The organism is Pseudoalteromonas sp. SR44-8, from assembly GCF_014163635.1.
GTDB classification, from domain to species: Bacteria; Pseudomonadota; Gammaproteobacteria; order Enterobacterales; family Alteromonadaceae; genus Pseudoalteromonas; species Pseudoalteromonas rhizosphaerae.
In genome coordinates this window covers 46,874-66,542 of the sequence record NZ_JACJDS010000019.1, presented here as the reverse complement: position 1 = coordinate 66,542, position 19,669 = coordinate 46,874, and the positions used below count along the sequence as shown (strand labels likewise).

Here is a 19,669-nt window from a genome sequence, read left to right as displayed (position 1 = left end):
CTTAATCTGCATTTTCTAGTATTAGATATTCACTCAGGCCTAAGCGATTAATGGCATTTTTTAAAGGCTCACTTTGCCCAACCCAAATAATTTTGTGATGTACGCACAGCAAGTGCTTTTGCAGAGCACACAATAGTTGAATCGAGGCAGTATCTACGCGTACAACTTCACTAATGTCTAAACAAACATCATCATTGCGGTGTAATTCTTGTAATAAATCTTGGTGTAAGTTTTCAACTTGGGTGATTGCTAGTTCAGCGGGAAGCTTCATCATATTGTTCGCACTTTCCATGTTTAACCAATTCATAACAAAAGCTTAGACTGAGTTAGTAAAAATGCCATAAATGCGTTGAAAAAAGAGTGAAATTATTTACAGGGGGGATAAAAGAAAAACAAAAAAGGAGCTAAACGCTCCTCGAAAATAATTAAAATATACTTATTCTATTAATAATGATCCGCAATCTGTTTAAACTCAGTTATTAATAATTTAGCATTAATTAATGGCACACTGCCCTGTTTAAATTCAGGTTTAAATATGGCCCTTACCGCCCCTTGAGGATCAACCATCGCAATTGAAGCACTATGGTCAACGGCATATTCTTGCTCATCACTATTACTAATTGCGTAAATCAAACCTAACTCTCTAACTAGTGGAAATAGATCTTTATGTTCCCCTGAGACCGCTAAAAAATCAGGATTAAAATAATCAATGTAGGCTTTGCGTTTAGCGACTGTATCGCGTTTTGGATCGACCGCTAAAAACCAAATTTGCAATGGGTATTCATCTTTCAACGCTTTATAAACGCCATTGAGTTTAGCTAATGTCAGAGGGCAAATATCTGGGCAACTGGTATAACCTAAAAACACTAAATTCCATTGACCTTGCAATGTTTGCTTAGTTACTGGCTGAGCATTTTGATCTTGTAAAGTAAAATCACTCAAAGGTTTGGCTTGTTCATATACCAAAGCTTCAACGTCAGGCATAGCGCTGTCACTACAAGCTGTTAACAGCAATAAACTTAACGCCAACCACACTCTCGCCCCACACTTAACTGCTAAGCTATTCATATAACGAACCATTTATCTATAAATAAGGCGACAAAGAGTATCATTAAATGAATAATTGAAAAACGGAATAAATCCATTGCTGTATCGTCATTCCCCGCTATTTTTAGTTTTACCGCTTTATAGATAAAAATCCCATTAAGTAATGTCGCAGCAATTAAATAAATGAGCCCCGACATACCAATTAAATAAGGCAATACACATACCAAAGCCAATAAAATAGAGTATGCAACTACACAGGTTTTACAAAAATCAATGCCATGAGTGACTGGCAACATGGGGATCTTAGCGCGTTCGTAATCACTTTTGCGAGCAATTGCCAACGCCCAAAAATGCGGCGGAGTCCAAGTAAATATGATCATCACCAATAACCAAGGAGCAGCTGCCATGTGCCCGGTTTCTGATACCCACCCTAACAACGGCGGCATGGCCCCTGCGAGTCCTCCTATAACAATATTTTGTGGCGTTGCACGCTTTAAAAAGGAGGTATAAATAAACGCATAACCAACTAACGCAAATAAGGTTAATACAGCGGTTAAAGTATTAGCCCAGATCATCAACATAATGAAACCACTCACCCCAATAACAGCGGCAAAACTTAAAGCATGCAGTTTAGATAACCGCCCCTTAGCAACTGGCCGATGGCGTGTACGTGCCATTTTACTATCTATTTCGCTATCAACTACATGATTGATCACCGCAGCTGCAGCGGATAACAAGCCAATCCCCAGTAAACTAATAAACTGTACGCCAATACCACGACCAACATCGGGTGCCAGCGCTAAACCAACCCATGCTGTTAATACCAACATCGCGACTACTTTAAATTTACTGATCGCTAAATAATCATTTATTAAGCCGCTAATTTGGCTAGGTGCTAACTTTGTTATTGCTATTAAAGGTGTCATAACTGCCCCTATGTACGTGCTTTTAAGTAAAAACATAAACGAACGACTGTTAACAATAGTATGGCAGCCATTAAATTATGTGCCAGCGCAACGCCGAGCGGGAAATGCCAGTGCACAACCGCCAAGCCCAAACAAATTTGACACAGCAACGCGACCAATACGGAGACTGTACAATGCTTTATTTTTCTCGACACAGCACGGCTATAAATGCGCCACATGATCAGCGCTAATACTACACAGGTAACTAACGCCCACATTCGATGTAATAAATGGATCGACATCCTAGCCTGCTGTGAAAGTACACCATATTCATAAGTACTTTGCTCTAATGGCAACTGAAATACGCTACTCAATGAAAACGGCTGTCCGTAACTACACAATGGCAAGCCATTGCAGTGCGGCGCCGCATAATTAGCAGCAAGCCAACCGCCTAGCGCTATTTGCAATACCAATACCACTAATGCGACTAGACTAAGTTTAAAGTAACGCCGAGCTGGGGCGTCGCCGCCAAAAATTGGTTTTGCCGTTAGCCGTAAATACAATAATGTAACCAATGATAAAATACTAAATCCACCTAATAAGTGCCCCAATACAATCAGCGGCTGTAAATTCATGGTGACGGTCCACATCCCTAAAGCCGCTTGGAACACCACCAGTATTAGTAATAGTAAGGGTAATTTAATTGGCGTGGTTGGATATTGACGTTTTAATAAAGCCAATATAAATAACGCTAAAATAAGTAAACCTAACGTGCCGGCAAAATAGCGATGGATCATTTCTTTCCACGCTTTAGCGGTTTCGAACATCATATCTGGGTAGGTTTGCTCTACATGGGCTAAATCAGCCTCATGCTTGGGTACCGTCAAAAAGCCATAGCAACCGGGCCAATCCGGACAACCCAATCCGGCATCACTCAAGCGCGTATAAGCCCCTAAGCCAACAACTAAGATCGATAACATAAAAGTGGCTAATACCAAATGTTTATAGTTTTTATACATAATTGGCACTCCTTAAATTAGCTAGAACGCGAATAGTTAAGTAATTTTTTTAAATCTTTTAACAGTCCTTTTTGAGTCAAACGGTTTTGCTGTGGCTCACTATGGTAAGGATACTGCAAGACCACTAAGCCCATATGATCAATTAGATATAAACTAGCTGGTTGCAGTACATCAACCTCAGGTAACTGACGCCATGGCAGCTCTTTTTGCTGTGTCTGGCCAAGGATGGCGACATCGACTTTACCTTGATTTTTACCAAGAGCGATGTAGAGGTTCTCTAGTGCTTGTAACTGCTGTGCACAAGCTTGTTGGCATTGTGCTGGGTGATTTAAAGCAATAGTCCATTGTTTATGCTCCGTTTTTTCCCAATATTGTAGTTTTATTTCCTGTGTTAAAAATTCCCCTTTATTACTCGATGCACTAGGTATCCACTCAAGCTTTAACGCCAAATACGCCAGTATTAAAGGCACTAAACAACAGCCAATAAATATTAATAACGGATTGTTTTTCATTGTAATTCCTTCTTTTTAAAAGCAAATACAGCAATAACAAGGCAGGCAATCGCAATCAATAACCATTGCACTGCGTAGGCTTGATGTTTTTCGGGGCTCATTACCACAGCTTGATAATGCGGCGCAGCAATCTCATCCGCGATACCTTGCCGATAACCAATAAAGTCAATCATGTCGCGACCTGTTTGCTGTGAAAACAATGCTAAATCGATAATTTGTACGCGCTTGGGCCATGCTGTATCCGTCTTGTGTTGTGCATCTTGCAAAGTAAAGCCACTGAGCTTTCCTTGCTTTAATTGCACGGTCATTGCCAAAGGAGTCGATGGTAGGTTTATACTAGGGAGTTGCTGGCGAGTAGGTGGTGCTTTAACCCAACCCAAATTCACCAACAGAGTTTGCTTACTTTGCTGTAAACGCAGCAAGGTAAGTACATCGTAGCCAACCTGACCTTGGTAAACTTGATTATCTAACAACCAATATTGCTGCGTATCTAGCACTCCAGAGATACTTATCTGCAAGCCCGTTTTATTCCAATCACTAGGCAGTTGCTGCATTTGCTGCCAGCTCATTACTCCCTGACTTTGCAGGGCTGCTATTTGTGTTAATTGCTCAGTTTTACTTTCAGCTCGCTGTAATTGCCAATACCCTAGGCGTAAACACACCAATACCACAATGGTTACCACGCAAATGGTAATAATTGAGCTAAGCTTTTGTTTACGCCATAAAATTAACTGCATAAAGGTGACCCAGTGATTATTAAAATTATTATCGTACTGTTGCTACTATTTATACTTTTTAACTTGTTCCGTGCCTTATTTATTATGGTATCGGGTAAAACAGATGGACGGCCTATGTCTCACTATTTAGGCCGTCGTGTGCTGTTTTCTGTTATCGTCTTAGTGGTTGTTATTGCAGCCCTTAAACTAGGTTTCATCCACAGTAACTCATCACCAATTGATAAAGTTACAGCACATATACAAACACAAATAAACACAACCACACCACATCAACAAAATGCCAATACCAAGCTGCGGCTTGAAACGCAAAATGTTTATCTGGGCTAAAGTGGCCCTTTAAAATGCGGATCAGCATGACTAATAATAAAATAGTTCCTAAGGTCACATGCATGCCATGAAAGCCGGTTAGTAAAAAGAAAGTATTGCCATATACGCCAGCATCTAAGGTCAGTCCTAAATCCTGATAAGCATGCATATACTCTACGACTTGCAGCCCTAAAAAACAGACCCCTAATACGATTGTCAGTGCCATAAATACTTTTAATGGCCCACGCTTATTGTTCTCCATGCCTACATGAGCAAAATGTAAGGTAACCGACGAGGTTAGTAATATTAATGTGTTGATCAGCGGCAATCCCTGCCAACCCATAGCCTGTGTCGTACTACCACCGGGTGTAGTAACTAATGGCCAGATTGCTTCAAAAGTAGGCCACAGTACCTCATTGGTCATGGCATTATTTCCGGCGCCGCCAAGCCAAGGCACAGAGATCATCCGGGCATAAAAAAGGGCACCGAAAAAAGCCATAAAAAACATTACTTCAGAGAAAATAAACCAGCTCATACCTTGACGAAACGAGCGATCCATTTGCGCTGAATATAAGCCTTGATCAGACTCTTCAATGACATTTTTAAACCAGCGAAATAGCATAAACAGCAACACACCAATTCCTGCGTAAAGCACATAATGGCCAGCACCACCGCCGCTGCTTGCTTGCATTACGGTAAGACCTGCACCAACAGCAATAAAAAACATCGCAAATGCGCCAACTATTGGCCACGGACTTTGCGCGGGAACATAATATTTTTCGTAATTTTTATCCATTTTGTTTGCTCCTAATTAGCTATTAGCTTGGCAACCTAATTACTAGCCACTATCTGCCCGCTAATATCAAACACGGTATAAGACAAAGTTAACTCTTCAACATCTTCAGGTAATTGCGTATCAACATAAAAAAGCAGTTTAAATTCCACTTCTTCACCTGCTTTCAAAGGTTGTTGATCGAAACAAAAGCAAGCCATTTTATGCAAATACTTAGCTGCTTTGCCTGGAGACACCGACGGTACCGCTTGCATAACTTTATCTTCATTACTGGTATTTTTTGCTCTAAACAGCACTTCGCGCATAGCTCCGGGCTTTACTACCACACTATACTCATGTGATTGCACCTCAAATGGCGCTCCACTTTGCGCATGAGTTGTGAAGCTTACGTCGATTTCTCGTGCCTCATTAACACTCGTACTTTGCTTTGCTTGCTCTAACGAAGGCTTACCATTAAGGCCTGTTACATCACAAAAAACGTCGTACAACGGCACCAAAGCAAACGCAAAAGCGAACATGCCAAGACATATTAAAACTAAGCGCTTAAGCAGTGGTGCATGACTCATTACTTAATCTCCGGTGGCGTTTCAAAAGTATGATAAGGCGCAGGCGATGCCACCTCCCATTCCAAACCCTCAGCACCATCCCACACTTTGGCGGGCACTTTATCGCCGCCTCGTGCACACTTAAATACTACAACCACAAATAACAATTGTGATAAACCAAAAGCAAAGCCACCAATACTAATAATCGCGTTAAAGTCTGCAAATTGCAGTGCGTAGTCAGGAATCCGGCGCGGCATACCGGCCAAACCAACAAAGTGCATAGGGAAAAACAATACATTCACGCTCACTAAAGACAACCAAAAATGCCATTTAGCCAAGGTGATATTGAACATATTTCCCGTCCATTTTGGCAGCCAATAATACGCCCCGGCCATAATTGAAAATATCGCCCCAGTCACTAACACATAATGAAAATGCGCCACCACAAAATAAGTATCATGGTATTGAAAATCAGCAGGAGTAATCGCCAGCATCAACCCAGAGAAACCACCTAAAGTGAATAACACAATAAACGCAATACTAAATAACATAGGCACTTCAAAACTAATCGAACCACGCCACATGGTGGCTACCCAGTTAAATACTTTGACCCCAGTTGGCACCGATATCAGCATAGTTGCATACATAAAAAATAATTCGCCAGCGACAGGCATACCTGTGGTAAACATATGATGCGCCCAAACTATAAAGCTAAGTAAAGCAATCGAAGATGTGGCATATACCATAGAGGCATAACCAAATAATTTTTTACGTGAAAAGGTCGGCACTATAGTCGAGATAATGCCAAAGGCTGGCAGAATCATAATGTACACTTCAGGGTGACCAAAAAACCAAAATATGTGCTGGAACATCACCGGATCACCGCCCCCAGCAGCATCAAAAAAGCTGGTTGCAAAATACTTATCAGTCAATACCATAGTCACAGCACCGGCCAATACCGGCATCACAGCAATCAATAAAAAAGCGGTGATAAGCCATGTCCACACAAACAGCGGCAGCTTCATCCAAGTCATACCTGGCGCACGTAAATTAACGATAGTTACAATCACATTGATTGCGCCCATAATTGAGCTAATACCCATGATGTGAATAGCAAAAACAAATAATGCGGTATTATCGTTACTGTAAGTTGTTGACAGTGGTGCATAAAAAGTCCAGCCAAATGCCGGGCCACCACCTGGCATAAACAGGGATGCCAGTAAAATAATAAAAGCAAAAGGTAAAATCCAAAAGCTCCAATTATTCATCCGTGGTAATGCCATATCTGGTGCGCCAATCATGAGTGGTACCATCCAGTTAGCCAATCCTGTAAAGGCCGGCATAACGGCACCAAATACCATGATCAAGCCATGTACTGTGGTCATTTGATTGAAAAAGTGAGGCTCTACCAACTGTAAGCCAGGTTGAAATAACTCTGCGCGGATCACCATCGCCATGGCGCCACCAATTAAAAACATCGTCAACGAAAAAATTAAATATAAGCTACCGATATCTTTATGGTTAGTAGTATAAAGCCAGCGTTTAAAACCTTTCGCAGGATGATGATGTCCATCATGGTGTGCAGCTTGATCATGTTGTTGCTCTGTTACGCTACTCATTATTTAGCCTCCGAAGTTGCATCAATCGCGGCTTGTATCTGACTCGGTTGAATTACATCCCCAGTGTCATTGCCCCATGCATTACGCTTATAGGTGATCACAGCTGCTAGCTGCTTGATTGATAACTGCTTGTCAAATGCTTGCATAGCGGTACCTGGGCGACCATGAAGCACTACATCAATATGATCTTTAATATCTCCTAATACTACCGGACTGCCTTTGAGCGCCGGGAAAACCCCCGGTAAGCCCATACCTGTTGGTTGGTGACACGCAGCGCAACTGGCCATATAGACTTGCTCGCCGAGTGTCATTAATTCTTCTTTTGGTAATGTTTGATCTAATAATGCAGCATCAGCAATTGCAGCGTTTGCTTTTGCCTGCTTAGCTTCGCTCAGCCAGTTTGCAAATGCTTGCTCAGATTTAGCTTCAACCACCACAGGCATAAAGCCATGATCCTTTCCGCATAGTTCTGCACATTGCCCTCGATAAATGCCCTCTTCATTAATTCTGGTCCAAGTTTCATTGATAAACCCAGGGTTAGCATCTTTTTTCACTGCAAAATCAGGCACCCACCAAGAATGAATAACGTCGTCTGAGGTCATTAAAAATCGTACTTTTTGATTAATTGGCAACACCAAAGGTTTATCAACTTCAAGCAGGTAATTAGGGTTTTTATTTGCAAGATTAGTTATTTCATCTTGAGGTGTAGCAAGCATTGAATAAAACTCAACATCTTCACCCATGTACTCATAATGCCATTTCCATTGAGAACCAGTAATTTTAATCGTGAGATCAGCTTTACTAGCATCTTCCATTGCAATCAAAGTTTTTGTCGCAGGAATTGCCATACCAATTAAAATCACAAACGGGATTGCCGTCCAAAGGATTTCAACTTTAGTACTTTCATGAAATTGGGCTGGTTTTGCCCCTTTAGATTTACGGTGGTGGATCAGTGCCCAAAACATCACGGCGAACACGATGACCCCAATCACACAACATATAATAAATATTGTCATGTGCAGCTGATAAACATCATTACTTATATCTGTTACGCCCTTACGCATATTAAACTGGCTATTAGCCAATACTTGCTGCGGTAGAACAAACAATATAAGCCACAAGGTAGAGCTCAATTTACCCATGTGACGGCTCCTTTAAATGCTATTGCAAAACGCAAAGCGAAAAGGCGGCACAGCTTTATTCGCGCCAATTCGTTATTTTTTATTGTTACTGAATATTAACGCAACCCTAAATTATGCTATTGAGCAAAATTGTTAGACTTTTAAAGTAGCTGTTAACACAGTGTATTAACCAATTAGTTAAAAAATGAACAATTAGCAAGTTTTAAGAGCAATTAAATTCTTTTTTGGTGCATAAATAACAGCTAAAAATCAGCGCGTTATTTTGTAATTAGGGATAATATTAGAGGGCTAAAAGTAGCTGACAAGTAGATTTGATAGGGCTTAGGACGCTATAGCTAAGTATAAAATCTAGCCATTAAAGCGGTAAAAAATTAAATGCACCAAACTTCACCAATTTGGTGCAAAATATAGATCAAAAATTTTACATCCAATCAGCGTTGCGGATCACCCCAACAGCTAACCCTTCAATATTGAAAGATTCATGTTCAAGATCCACTTCAATCGGTGAAAATTCATCGTTTTCAGCATGTAAAAAAACTTTTTTACCTGCTTTTTCAAGGCGTTTTACTGTTACATCGTCATCAACACGGGCAACCACCACTTGGCCATTTTCAGCAACTTGAGTGCTGTGTACTGCCAATAAATCGCCATCCATAATACCAATGTCTTTCATACTCATGCCTTGCACACGCAGTAAAAAATCAGCAGCCGGTTTAAACAAGAGTGGATCTATTTTGCAATGACTTTCAACATGCTGCTCTGCCAAAATAGGCTCACCAGCGGCAACTCTGCCTATTAGAGGTAAACCAAGTTGTTCCGGCTCATCCTCTTCAACTAACTGAATACCTCGACTAGCACCGGGCTTCATTTTAATAACGCCCTTTTTCGCTAATGCCTTTAAATGTTCTTCCGCTGCATTAGCACTTTTAAAACCTAACGTTTGCGCAATCTCAGCACGGGTTGGCGGCATACCGGTATCTTTAATAAAAACTTTAATAAGTTCGAGAATTTGAGCTTGGCGATTCGTTAATGGGCGCATACAACTGGTTTTCCATACAGTACATTTAACTGTGAGTATATACAGTTATCTGAAAATCGCAAATATAAATTGGCTTAAAATCGCGCCGTTAATAACAAGCTCATACTATTTAAACCACTTCCAGAATCAAGCGCAGATCCAAGACCAAACTTTAATGCTACATGTTGATTAAACCAATATTGCGTTTGCAGTTCATAGTTGTCTTTTAGATTTTTCTGATTCCGAATATTGGCAACGACTCCCACTGACCATGCTTGATTTACATAATAAACCGCCTGCCCCTGCACATAACGATAACGCCCTGCCAATTGCTTTAGCTCTAAATCCCAACCTTGATTGCTAACTATATTTGTCCAACGAACATAAGGAGCATAAGTCCATTCAACCGCGACTCTTTCATTATCTTTGCCAAACCACATATCATGGCGCTCTAAGCGACTGTAATATACATTGAACCCTAGTTGTAACTGCTCATTCATTTGCTTACCAACAGCGGCACTCACTAAATAATCAGTATTTTGCCAATAGCTATTATCCTCACAGAGGCGCTGCGCGCTGGCACTAATAACTAATCCTGCGGGACCATAGATGGCAGCATCGGCATTTAAATAGCTAAAATCATCATTAGCAAACCCACCAATAGCATAATTATTGACTTGATTTAAATACGCTTTTAGCTCGTATGGACCAGTCAAAGATTCAAGATCTTGCGCAAAATATCGGTATCGTGCGCCTAAAAAAGATTCATCTAAACCAGCTAAATCGGTAAAACCAATATCGAGTTGATGTTGGGTACTAGCAACAGCCTGCGGCTGAGCAACAAGGCTCATTAATAATATTGCACCACATCCAAATACCTTTACTTTCATCCTTAAGATCCATTAACAGTTAGATAATATAGGTACATTTTATCTATTTTTATGATCTTAACTGTAGGAAAATGTTTAAAAGTGTAGACTGATTTAGTAAATAACTTAGTGAGGTAGACAGATGAGTATTTGGTATCAACCGATCACCCTAGCACAATGTAAGCAACTTGATGACGGCATAAGTGGTCAAGGCACATTGATGAAAACCATGGGCATTGAAATAAGTGAAATAGGCGATGATTATTTAGTAGCAACGATGCCCGCGATCCCAGCTCATCATAACCCTATGGGTATGGTGCATGGCGGCGCAAATGTTGTACTTGCAGAAACCGTGGCGAGTTATGCTGCAAACTTTGCTGTTGATTTTACAAAGTTTTATTGTGTTGGCCAGGAGATCAATGCCAATCATCTAAAAGCATCACGTAATGGTATATTAACCGCGATAGCAACACCACTACACTTAGGCAAGCGTACATCCGTATGGGAAATAAAAATCACCAATAGTCGTGGAGAACTGTGCTGCGTATCAAGAATGACCGCAGCAATTGTAGAGCGAAAAGGCTAACTTGAAAGTGGATAAATTGTAATTTCAATACCTGCGCCAATAGCAGAAATACGCAATAAAGTATCGGCACTGAGCGCTTGATTAAAGCATTTTGGCGAAGTGCCTGATTCAAAGCCAATATCAAAGGTGCGCTTTGAGCATGATAACCACTGCTTTAATGCATTGCGTGAGCAAGATTCAATTAACTCACATAAGTGGTTAATCGCTTTATCTGGTGAGATAACGTCTTCATTAGACTCAATACGTGCTAGTTGACGGTACTCATCTTTATCGTAATGCAAAACCACAGCACTTTTTTTTAAGTCTGCAACTAACAAACTAATATCTTGCTTTGATTCAAGCTCTAGATCTACATTTAAAAATTGAATTTCCGACATTGTTTCATTTTTACCCTGCGTTAATAACAACGCAAACTTTAACCTAATTTTGCGTATATACCAAATCTAGAGTAGCTAGTTTTATTTTGTTGATGCGACAATTTGCCACATTGGCAAACTCAATATAATTTATAGAATACCGCACTAATAACAAACAGGTAGTCACTATGGATAAACGCATTTTTAAACATGCGCGTAAGTTTCACAAATGGTTAGGTTACTTATTAGCGCTACAAATTTTTGCATGGTTACTCGGTGGTTTAATTATGAGTGCTATACCGCTTGAAAAAGTTCACGGTAAACATTTAGCTGCGCGGCAATTAAATAACCCATTCAAACAAGCTGATTATCTAGCCTCAGTTGATAATATCGTTTCACAAATTACTCAACCAAGACAAATTAGTTATAGTCACTTTTTAACAATCCCTACCATTATTGTGAGCAACAGTAACGGTGAGTACAGCTTTAACGGAGTTACTGGCAGTCCTTTGGTAGCACCGAGTAAAGCGCAAATTATTGCCAATGCCCAAGCTCATCTATTAATTAATGCGCAAGTAACAGACGCGATCAAACTAGCTAAAGGTACTCGCGAAGTTGGCTTTAAAGAAAATATTTGGCAAGTAAATTTTGACGATACGTTTAACACCACACTATATTTATCCGCTGATAGTGGCCAAGTTATTACTGTTCGCAGCACAATTTGGCGAATTTTCGATTTTTTCTGGATGTTACACATAATGGACTATGATCAACGTGAAGATTTTAATAACCCATTATTAATTAGTTTTGCAGCCAGTAGCATATTGTTTTGTTTAACTGGCTTTATTTTATTACTACAGAATATCCGTTTTAGAAAACGTACTTCCCGTCGCCCAAGTAGCTAACCTTACCTTGTAGGTGAGTTAAAATTCCCACTACATCACACAGTTAAGCGATTTACTTTTTGAATAATCGCTCTAAACTAGCGCTTCCTGTAGTTCACTAAAGTGATTGGATATGCCGCATTTAATTATTGCGCTGGTATTGTGTTGTGTGAGTTTTAACCTTTATGCAGAACAATTCACCAGTTTTTACAGCGCAAAAAAACACCTCATCAAAACCCTTCCTGATAACGCCACCAGCCTCTATTGTGGCTGTAATATTAAACGCCAAGGTAAAAAACTGGTGCCCGACCCAAATGCATGTGGTTATGTGCCTCGCAATGCGGTTACTCGTTCAGGCAAACCAAATGCGCGCGCAACTCGGATTGAGTGGGAACATATTGTGTCTGCATGGGAATTTGGTCACCAGCTACAATGCTGGCAAGATGGCGGCCGAAAAAATTGCATTAAAGTCAGTGCGCAATTTCGGAAAATGGAAGCTGATATAAATAATCTCGCTCCGGCAATTGGTGAAATAAACGCAGACCGCTCTAATTATAGCTTTGGCATGATTGCAGGTAATGCAAGCCAATATGGTCGCTGCCAAGTAAAGGTAGATTTTAAACAGCGTGTGGTAGAGCCGCCCTTTTATGCACGAAAACGCATTGCCGATGCTTATTTTTATATGCAAAAAACCTATGGTTTAAAAATTTCCGACAAGCAAAAAAAATTATTTACCGCATGGCAAAACCAAGCTTTGGCAGCGAAAAATAGCAATGCTGTACTTTAAATAGCCAAAACCATAAAAAAGGCGCATTTCGCGCCTTTTCACTTAAAACCTACATTTAGTTTCGTCATTAAATATCTTGATGTGGGCCAAACACCTCGTAGTGAATACGCTCAGCAGCAACTTCTAATACGAGTAATTGCTGTTTAATTGCAGCCATAAACCCCGTTGGGCCACAGATGTAGAAATCACCTTCTTCAAGCGGTAGCTGCTCAGCAACAGCGCTGACATTCATCAATCCAGTAAACTCAGCTCCCTCGCCACCTTGATTAAACCAAGTGTAGTAATTTAATCGAGTATGCGCCGCGGCTTGCTCTGCCAAAAACTGACTAAATGAATGCTGCAGGATATTTTCACAGGCGTGTAAATAGGTGACCGCTTGATTCGATGTATCACATAATAATGTTTGTAGCATTGCCAGCATCGGTGTTTGGCCAACGCCCGCAGAAATTAATACCACAGGTTTTTTATTTGCGCGTAAAAAGAAGTCTCCAGCCGGTGGATAAAGCTCCACAACGCTGCCCTCATCAAGTGAGTGCAAATAATTAGATACAATCCCCGCTGCTGGCAATAACTCTTTTTTCACGCTAATACGGTAATTTTCACCATTACTTTGCTGAGAAATAGAGTATTGGCGTATCTCACTACACTGTGCATAAGCTGGTTTTACTTTGATACCTAAATACTGCCCTGGTTTATGAGTCATTACCGCTTTACCATCGACTGGCACTAAAGTAAAACTGGTTACTAACTCTGATTCAGGCTGTTTCTTAGCAATAACAAATGCTCTAGTACCCGACCAGCCACCGTGGTTATTTTTACTGTGCTCGTATAGCGCCGCTTCTTCGGTAATACAAATATCAGCAAGTAGTGCGTAAGCCTCACGCCATGCATATTCAACTTCAGCTGTAAATTGCTCAGGGAGCAATTCTTTTAAAGTGCCAATCAGGTGTCCGCCAACTATTGGATAATGCTCAGGTAAAATATGCATGCTGGTATGCTTATGATTAATGCGTGCCAGCGCCTCTTTTAATACGGCTAAATTATCAATATTTTGAGCATACGCAGCCAAGGCATTAAATAATGCAAATTGCTGACGGCCACTACGTTGATTGGTCATATTAAAAATATCCTGCAGCTCAGGGTTATGACTAAACAGCCGGTTATAAAAATGCTCCGTGACAACGGTGCCCGCCTGCGCCAATAAAGGCGCTGTGCTTTTTACTATTTCAATGGTTTTATCAGATAACATACAACTTCCTTTAACCACGACGCCCATCAACACGACGCCGCGTTAAAATAGGAATACAGTGGAATAAGAACAATAAAAATGCCACGATCCACAGTACAGCACTCAGCTGCCATGCGATGTGTGGCCCAATAACAACAGGTAATAACGAACGAATAATTGCTGCAATAAACACTAAAGCAAATGCCACAGCCATAAAGTGAGGAATAGTTAAAGGGCGGCCAGTATGACCATGAGATACCCGCGTCATCATCGCTAAGATCATCATGCCAATCGTACCTATAGTGATCATATGCAGCGCGTCTTTAAACAAAATAACCGAGCTGTAAAAACTCAGCGCAAGCAATACTAAACCAAGCCCAAGAGCTAGATAGGAGAAGTGCAACGACCATAACAGTGGTACTTTGAGCATTTGATTATTCCACCACAACAATGAGCGACTTAAATGCACTACAGCAACAACAGCCAATGCCCAACCAGGATTAACGCTTGCTATAAATAATTGGCTGATAAAATAAAGCGCGACAGCAAATAATGAGCTGTAAAGCAGCACTTTATCTAAACGAGGAGTACGCACTTGCTCCGCTAAACCAAGACCACGAGCAGTAAAAAAAGGTAATACCCGCCCAGCCACCACACCGACAAGTAAGGTCATTACTAGTACTGCGGTATCGGCGACTGCCAATGCAAGTAGCATGTTTTGTTGTATTGCTAAGCATAAATAAATAATATTGAGCACACACAATGCGCTTAGCATCGGTAAAAATTGGTAGTTATTTTTATTGCCAGCTTTAAGGAGCATATTAGCCAGCGCCATAACTGCACCTAACCACCAAAGCAATTGGAACAATAACACCGCATATAAACTAAAGTTTTCAATACCTGCACTGGTAATAAAAAACGCAACACGAGCTGCTAGCCACACTAGGGTTAGCAACATCAATTTACGACCATTAATACTCGCAACCCCGCTCCAAGTTTGTGCTGCGGTTAATAAAAACCCCACAGCTACAGCGCCTGCAAAGCCAAACATCATTTCATGGGCATGCCAAAGTGTTGCTGGCATAGTCAATTGCCATCTGGCATGGCCTGTTAAAATGAGTAACCAATAACTAATCGACAAAACGGCCAATAAGCCAGCTCCTAAAAAGTAGGGCCGAAATGCTAACATCCATAACGGCCATTGACTGACTTGATAAAAACGCACTTTTTTGGGCATTGGTTCGGTTAAATTGATTGCTCGCATCAGCGTATTAGACTTATCTATCTAGGTATTTATAACACGCTACTGCACAAGCCGAGCCAAGATTCAAACTGCTTATTATTCAACATATTAACTATTTTACTATTGACAAAAAAGTCTTTATGACTCACCTTTAAATAAGATAAAAACACATTTGAGTCATTTTGACATGGCAGATAAACAAAGCTTACTTAATGTCGCCCTTGTGCTTGCTAAAGTGAGCGACCAAAAGCAGCCTTTTCAGCAGTTAATTCAGTGTATCAAGCAAGTAATACCCAGTGACGCTATTGCACTGCTTACCTTACAAGGCGATGTGTTAAAACCACAAGCTATTCATGGACTGACGCCTGACACCCTAGGACGACGCTTTGTAATAAACGAGCATCCACGTTTACATGCCATTTGCAACGCTAAGCAACCATTACAGTTTGCCCATGATTGCCCAATTCCTGATCCGTACGACGGTTTACTATCGAGCAAAACTGGCGATATCCCTGTTCATGCTTGCTTAGGCATCCCCCTACTTGATAGCGAAGATAACTTACTCGGTGTGATCACCCTCGACAGTCTCGATGCAAATGCATTCGACAGTTTTGACCTTGAGCTATTTACTCAACTAGGTACGCTTTGCACCGCGCATTTGCAAACTGTATTAAAACTGCAGCAATATCAAAACCACGCGCAACATAGTAGCGCTTTAGTGCAAGAGCTAAACCGCGAAGCGCTTACCCGCGATGGTGCAGAGATCATCGGCCAAAGCACGGCCATGCAAGCCCTTCGAAGCGATATAAAACTAGTGGCGGCTTCTGAGTTTAGTGTCTTGATCCAAGGTGATACCGGGGTAGGTAAAGAGCTAGTAGCACGCAATATCCATCTTCATTCAAAGCGTAGCGAAATGCCGTTAATTCACTTGAATTGTGCATCATTACCAGAGAACCTCGCCGAAAGTGAATTTTTTGGCCACGCCAAAGGCGCATTTACCGGCGCCCATAATGCACGTCAAGGCAAGTTTCAGCTGGCTGATGGTGGCACCTTATTTTTAGATGAAATTGGTGAACTACCACTTGCCATGCAAAGTAAACTATTGCGCGTCTTACAAAGTGGTGAAATCCAAACGGTTGGCGAAGATGAAGTAAAATACGTCGATGTAAGGGTTATTGCGGCTACAAACAGGCATTTAAAAAACGAAGTCGCTCAAGGGCGTTTTCGAGCCGATTTATATCATCGGTTAAGTGTTTACCCGCTCAACGTTGCGCCACTTAAACAACGCGAAAACGATGTAATTCTACTTGCAGGTTACTTTGTTGAAAGAACAGCCCGTAAGCTAGCTATCAAACAACTCAAACTCAGCGTCGAAACGCAACTACTACTCACTCAATATGACTGGCCGGGAAATGTGCGAGAACTTGAGCATGTGATCAGCCGTGCAGCATTAAAAGCCAAACAAAGCCAGTGGCAGCAAGCAATAATTACTATTGAACCTGCTCATTGTGAACTTAACCTAAGTACAAATAACCCAGCGCCTGTCGCATTAACAACTGCCGATAACAATAACATAAATAAACAAAATTTCTCGCTCAAACAAGCAACGGATACATTTACTCAGCATTTAATCAGCCAACAGCTAGAACAACATAATTACAACTGGGCCAGTGCAGCACGAACATTAAAAGTTGATCGCGCTAACTTAGTGCGATTAGCCAAACGTCTCGGTATTACAGTAAAAAAATCTATTTAATGTGTATTTTATACACCCAAACTTGGCTATAGTGCCAACTGGTGTAAAACCACAATAAACATCTAAACAGGAGATATTTGATGATTGTATTAAACCCCCTTGCTGGGCAAGTAAGTGCTTAATTTTATTTTTTAATATTAAGTTTTGCCCGGCCATTAGCCGGGGCGCTGTTGATAGCTAAAATTTAACAGCAAACCCCTTTGTTATTTTTACTCTTTGCAGTAATGGGGTTATATGAATACTAATTTAAGTTTAAGCCAACTGGGTTGGCGCGCATTTTTCCAACAACAGCTTACGCTCAATGATTTAGAGCACACACTGATTGCACGGATCATTACCTACCATCGCGACCACTTTGTTGTACAGAGTGAGAAGGGTTGCCACAAGGTATTGGTAAATTCAGATCATCCCCCCTTAACTGTGGGTGACTGGATATTACTTACGCAACACAACGAACACTGGCTGTTTACCCGATTGCTTGAGCGCTTAACATTGCTCAGTCGCAAAAGTGCGGGAAGTAAATTAAGTGAACAGCTTATTGGCGCTAATATTGATACTTTGTTTATTGTCAGCTCGCATAATCAAGATTTCAATCTAAGCCGCTTTGAACGCTACTTAGCGTTAGCATATCAAAGTGAGTGTTTACCCGTTGTTGTACTGACCAAACGCGATCAATGTGCAGAGCCAGAGCAACATATAGCACAACTAACAGCGCTTGATAATCACTTAACCGTGCTGTCTGTTAATGCATTAGAGCGTGGCAGTGTTGAGCAATTAATGCCATGGTGCGGCAAAGGTCAAACATTAGCTTTTGTTGGGTCTTCGGGTGTAGGTAAATCCAGCTTAGTTAATAGCTTATGTGAACAGCAGCTAAGTGACACTGGTGCAATTCGTGAGGACGACAGCAAAGGTCGCCACACCACGACTCATCGAGCATTGCATGTTCTTAACGTAGGAGCGCTGTTACTCGATACTCCCGGCATACGAGAGCTGCAACTAAGTGACTGTCAACAAGGTGTAGAGCTTACTTTTAACGATATAAGTGAACTGGCGCAGCAGTGTCGATTTGCCGATTGTAGTCATCAGCTAGAACCCGGTTGTCAGGTGCTAGCTGCGTTACAAAAAGGCTTATTAACGCAGCGGCGTATCACTAATTATCAAAAACTGTTAAAAGAGCAGCAACGCAATACTCAGAGCCTTGCGCAATTACGTAGCCAAGATAGAAGCTTAGGTCGGTTTTATCGTAACGTACAAGCAGACATGCGTAATTTAAAAGGACGTTAATTAATTTTTCTCAGTCGTTAAACAAAACGTGGCTAAATACTGTTTAGCCACGTTTTTGCTGATAGAAAGATTAACCAGCTAAATTACGCGAGCTTATGCTCCTTAAAATACGCTTTTAAAAGCTGACTGAACGCCTGTACCTTAGCTGTTCGGTGCACTAAGTGATGGGTTACTAGCCATAAATCCGTTGGCCAACTCAGTTCATCCGCTAGTATTGGTACTAAATCAGCATACTGCGCCGCCACGTCATGCTGCATCCCGCCAATTCCCAAGCCTTTAACAATCGCACGGGTTGCCTCTGAGGTTTCAGACACGCGTAATTTCACTTGTGAAGTTGGTATATTTTCATCAACCCAAACAAAATAAGGCACTTTGCCATTATAGCCGGCCACCCCCGAAACAAAATTATGCAACGGCAATTGCTTAATACTTTTTGGCACGCCATGCTTATCAATATAACGCTTTGATGCATAAAATCCTGACGACAAATGCGCCAAATGCTGGGCGATATAATCACCTTCATCAGGACGAGGACCTGCGCGTACCGCTATATGTGCTTGGCCGTGATCAAGACGTAACCGGTTTTGATCAAGTATCACTTCCAGCTGCACTTGCGGATGTAAACTTTGAAATTGTTCACACACATCACTCAGTACATCAATAAAACCACTGACCGTTGTAAGCAATAAACTACCACGCAAAGTACTATCTGCGGCAATAATATCATTGTGTAAGCGTTCAAGTTCACTATTAATAGACTGCGCTGCTGTAAAGAGTTTAGCGCCAATCTCAGTTACTTTATAACCCCGGGCATGACGATGAAATAAACGTGCATTTAAACTTTGCTCTAGGTTATTAATGCGCCTAAGTACCGTACTGTGATGAACGTTGAGCTTTTCAGCCGCCGCTGTTAACGTTCCTAACCGCGCAACTTCATAGGCTACTTTTACATCTTGCCAGTCATCAAATTGAATCGCCATACCTGCCCTTAACCTTAACTGTGCGTATATGCACATAAGTTTTGCGTTTATTT

Annotated in this window: 22 protein-coding genes; 6 read left to right on the top strand and 16 right to left on the bottom strand. The window is 41.2% G+C overall.

What is annotated here, in order from left to right; genetic code table 11:
* Position 1: 1 nt before the first annotated feature.
* The 6 genes from H5183_RS11345 to H5183_RS11320 all read right to left on the bottom strand — a co-directional run bounded on the left by H5183_RS11345 (position 2) and on the right by H5183_RS11320 (position 4,220).
* Positions 2 to 274 (bottom strand): lipid asymmetry maintenance protein MlaB, encoded by a 273-nt coding sequence (locus tag H5183_RS11345; RefSeq protein ID WP_145238313.1) that lies wholly within the window; start codon positions 272 to 274, stop codon positions 2 to 4.
* Positions 275 to 444: 170 nt separating this feature from the next.
* Complete coding sequence (locus H5183_RS11340) at positions 445 to 1,068, bottom strand: SCO family protein (protein ID WP_182731728.1); 624 nt, start codon at positions 1,066 to 1,068, stop codon at positions 445 to 447.
* A complete protein-coding gene (cyoE, locus tag H5183_RS11335; protein WP_179959138.1) occupies positions 1,065 to 1,973 on the bottom strand; it encodes a heme o synthase in 909 nt (302 codons plus the stop codon). The genes H5183_RS11340 and cyoE overlap by 4 nt, the downstream gene beginning before the upstream one ends.
* Before the next feature lie 8 nt (positions 1,974 to 1,981).
* Positions 1,982 to 2,971, bottom strand: a complete 990-nt coding sequence (locus H5183_RS11330; protein WP_145237805.1) for a heme A synthase — start codon at positions 2,969 to 2,971, stop codon at positions 1,982 to 1,984.
* 17 nt (positions 2,972 to 2,988) lie between these two features.
* Positions 2,989 to 3,483 carry a transmembrane cytochrome oxidase associated protein gene (locus H5183_RS11325; RefSeq protein ID WP_182731727.1) on the bottom strand — a complete coding sequence of 165 codons (495 nt, stop codon included), beginning with the start codon at positions 3,481 to 3,483 and terminating at the stop codon, positions 2,989 to 2,991.
* Positions 3,480 to 4,220: an SURF1 family protein gene (locus tag H5183_RS11320; protein WP_182731726.1), complete on the bottom strand. Its 741-nt coding sequence runs from the start codon at positions 4,218 to 4,220 to the stop codon at positions 3,480 to 3,482. Before H5183_RS11320 ends, H5183_RS11325 begins: the two co-directional genes overlap by 4 nt.
* Positions 4,221 to 4,232: 12 nt before the next feature.
* On the opposite strand from H5183_RS11320, the gene H5183_RS21955 reads away from it, so the two are divergent.
* On the top strand, positions 4,233 to 4,547 hold the full coding sequence (locus H5183_RS21955; RefSeq protein ID WP_145237795.1) for a DUF2909 family protein: 315 nt from the start codon (positions 4,233 to 4,235) through the stop codon (positions 4,545 to 4,547).
* Here H5183_RS21955 and H5183_RS11310 read toward each other — a convergent pair.
* From H5183_RS11310 to H5183_RS11285, 6 genes are all read right to left on the bottom strand, one after another.
* Positions 4,447 to 5,322: a cytochrome c oxidase subunit 3 gene (locus tag H5183_RS11310; RefSeq protein ID WP_182718544.1), complete on the bottom strand. Its 876-nt coding sequence runs from the start codon at positions 5,320 to 5,322 to the stop codon at positions 4,447 to 4,449. The genes H5183_RS21955 and H5183_RS11310 overlap by 101 nt on opposite strands.
* A 35-nt stretch (positions 5,323 to 5,357) precedes the next feature.
* Positions 5,358 to 5,885: a cytochrome c oxidase assembly protein gene (locus H5183_RS11305; protein WP_149980422.1), complete on the bottom strand. Its 528-nt coding sequence runs from the start codon at positions 5,883 to 5,885 to the stop codon at positions 5,358 to 5,360.
* Positions 5,885 to 7,483 (bottom strand): cytochrome c oxidase subunit I, encoded by a 1,599-nt coding sequence (ctaD, locus tag H5183_RS11300; RefSeq protein ID WP_145237784.1) that lies wholly within the window; start codon positions 7,481 to 7,483, stop codon positions 5,885 to 5,887. Before ctaD ends, H5183_RS11305 begins: the two co-directional genes overlap by 1 nt.
* Positions 7,483 to 8,625, bottom strand: a complete 1,143-nt coding sequence (gene coxB / locus H5183_RS11295; RefSeq protein WP_145237781.1) for a cytochrome c oxidase subunit II — start codon at positions 8,623 to 8,625, stop codon at positions 7,483 to 7,485. The genes ctaD and coxB overlap by 1 nt, the downstream gene beginning before the upstream one ends.
* Before the next feature lie 421 nt (positions 8,626 to 9,046).
* Positions 9,047 to 9,664 carry a transcriptional repressor LexA gene (gene lexA, locus H5183_RS11290; RefSeq protein ID WP_145237778.1) on the bottom strand — a complete coding sequence of 206 codons (618 nt, stop codon included), beginning with the start codon at positions 9,662 to 9,664 and terminating at the stop codon, positions 9,047 to 9,049.
* A gap of 74 nt (positions 9,665 to 9,738) precedes the next feature.
* On the bottom strand, positions 9,739 to 10,533 hold the full coding sequence (locus tag H5183_RS11285; protein ID WP_149980421.1) for a hypothetical protein: 795 nt from the start codon (positions 10,531 to 10,533) through the stop codon (positions 9,739 to 9,741).
* A 121-nt stretch (positions 10,534 to 10,654) separates the two neighbouring features.
* Here H5183_RS11285 and H5183_RS11280 point away from each other — a divergent pair, with 121 nt between their 5' ends.
* Entirely contained in the window at positions 10,655 to 11,098 is a 444-nt protein-coding gene (locus H5183_RS11280) for a PaaI family thioesterase (protein ID WP_149980420.1), read from the top strand.
* Here the strand turns inward: H5183_RS11280 and H5183_RS11275 are convergent.
* Positions 11,095 to 11,475: a hypothetical protein gene (locus tag H5183_RS11275; RefSeq protein ID WP_145242456.1), complete on the bottom strand. Its 381-nt coding sequence runs from the start codon at positions 11,473 to 11,475 to the stop codon at positions 11,095 to 11,097. The two genes, H5183_RS11280 and H5183_RS11275, sit on opposite strands and share 4 nt — an antisense overlap.
* A 167-nt stretch (positions 11,476 to 11,642) precedes the next feature.
* On the opposite strand from H5183_RS11275, the gene H5183_RS11270 reads away from it, so the two are divergent.
* Positions 11,643 to 12,359 carry a hypothetical protein gene (locus tag H5183_RS11270; protein ID WP_182731725.1) on the top strand — a complete coding sequence of 239 codons (717 nt, stop codon included), beginning with the start codon at positions 11,643 to 11,645 and terminating at the stop codon, positions 12,357 to 12,359.
* Between the two features lie 112 nt (positions 12,360 to 12,471).
* Positions 12,472 to 13,125, top strand: a complete 654-nt coding sequence (locus H5183_RS11265) for an endonuclease (RefSeq protein ID WP_182731724.1) — start codon at positions 12,472 to 12,474, stop codon at positions 13,123 to 13,125.
* A gap of 67 nt (positions 13,126 to 13,192) precedes the next feature.
* Here H5183_RS11265 and hmpA read toward each other — a convergent pair whose 3' ends face one another.
* Together hmpA and H5183_RS11255 are read right to left on the bottom strand one after the other, a co-directional pair.
* Positions 13,193 to 14,374 (bottom strand): NO-inducible flavohemoprotein, encoded by a 1,182-nt coding sequence (hmpA, locus tag H5183_RS11260; RefSeq protein ID WP_182731723.1) that lies wholly within the window; start codon positions 14,372 to 14,374, stop codon positions 13,193 to 13,195.
* A 10-nt stretch (positions 14,375 to 14,384) separates the two neighbouring features.
* Positions 14,385 to 15,617: an NnrS family protein gene (locus tag H5183_RS11255; RefSeq protein WP_182731722.1), complete on the bottom strand. Its 1,233-nt coding sequence runs from the start codon at positions 15,615 to 15,617 to the stop codon at positions 14,385 to 14,387.
* A 166-nt stretch (positions 15,618 to 15,783) separates the two neighbouring features.
* Here H5183_RS11255 and norR point away from each other — a divergent pair, with 166 nt between their 5' ends.
* A complete protein-coding gene (norR, locus tag H5183_RS11250) occupies positions 15,784 to 17,352 on the top strand; it encodes a nitric oxide reductase transcriptional regulator NorR (protein ID WP_149980416.1) in 1,569 nt (522 codons plus the stop codon).
* A 234-nt stretch (positions 17,353 to 17,586) separates the two neighbouring features.
* Positions 17,587 to 18,636: a ribosome small subunit-dependent GTPase A gene (gene rsgA / locus H5183_RS11245; protein WP_182731721.1), complete on the top strand. Its 1,050-nt coding sequence runs from the start codon at positions 17,587 to 17,589 to the stop codon at positions 18,634 to 18,636.
* 83 nt (positions 18,637 to 18,719) lie between these two features.
* Here the strand turns inward: rsgA and H5183_RS11240 are convergent, their stop codons facing one another.
* A complete protein-coding gene (locus H5183_RS11240) occupies positions 18,720 to 19,616 on the bottom strand; it encodes a LysR family transcriptional regulator (RefSeq protein WP_145242443.1) in 897 nt (298 codons plus the stop codon).
* Positions 19,617 to 19,669 lie beyond the last annotated feature (53 nt).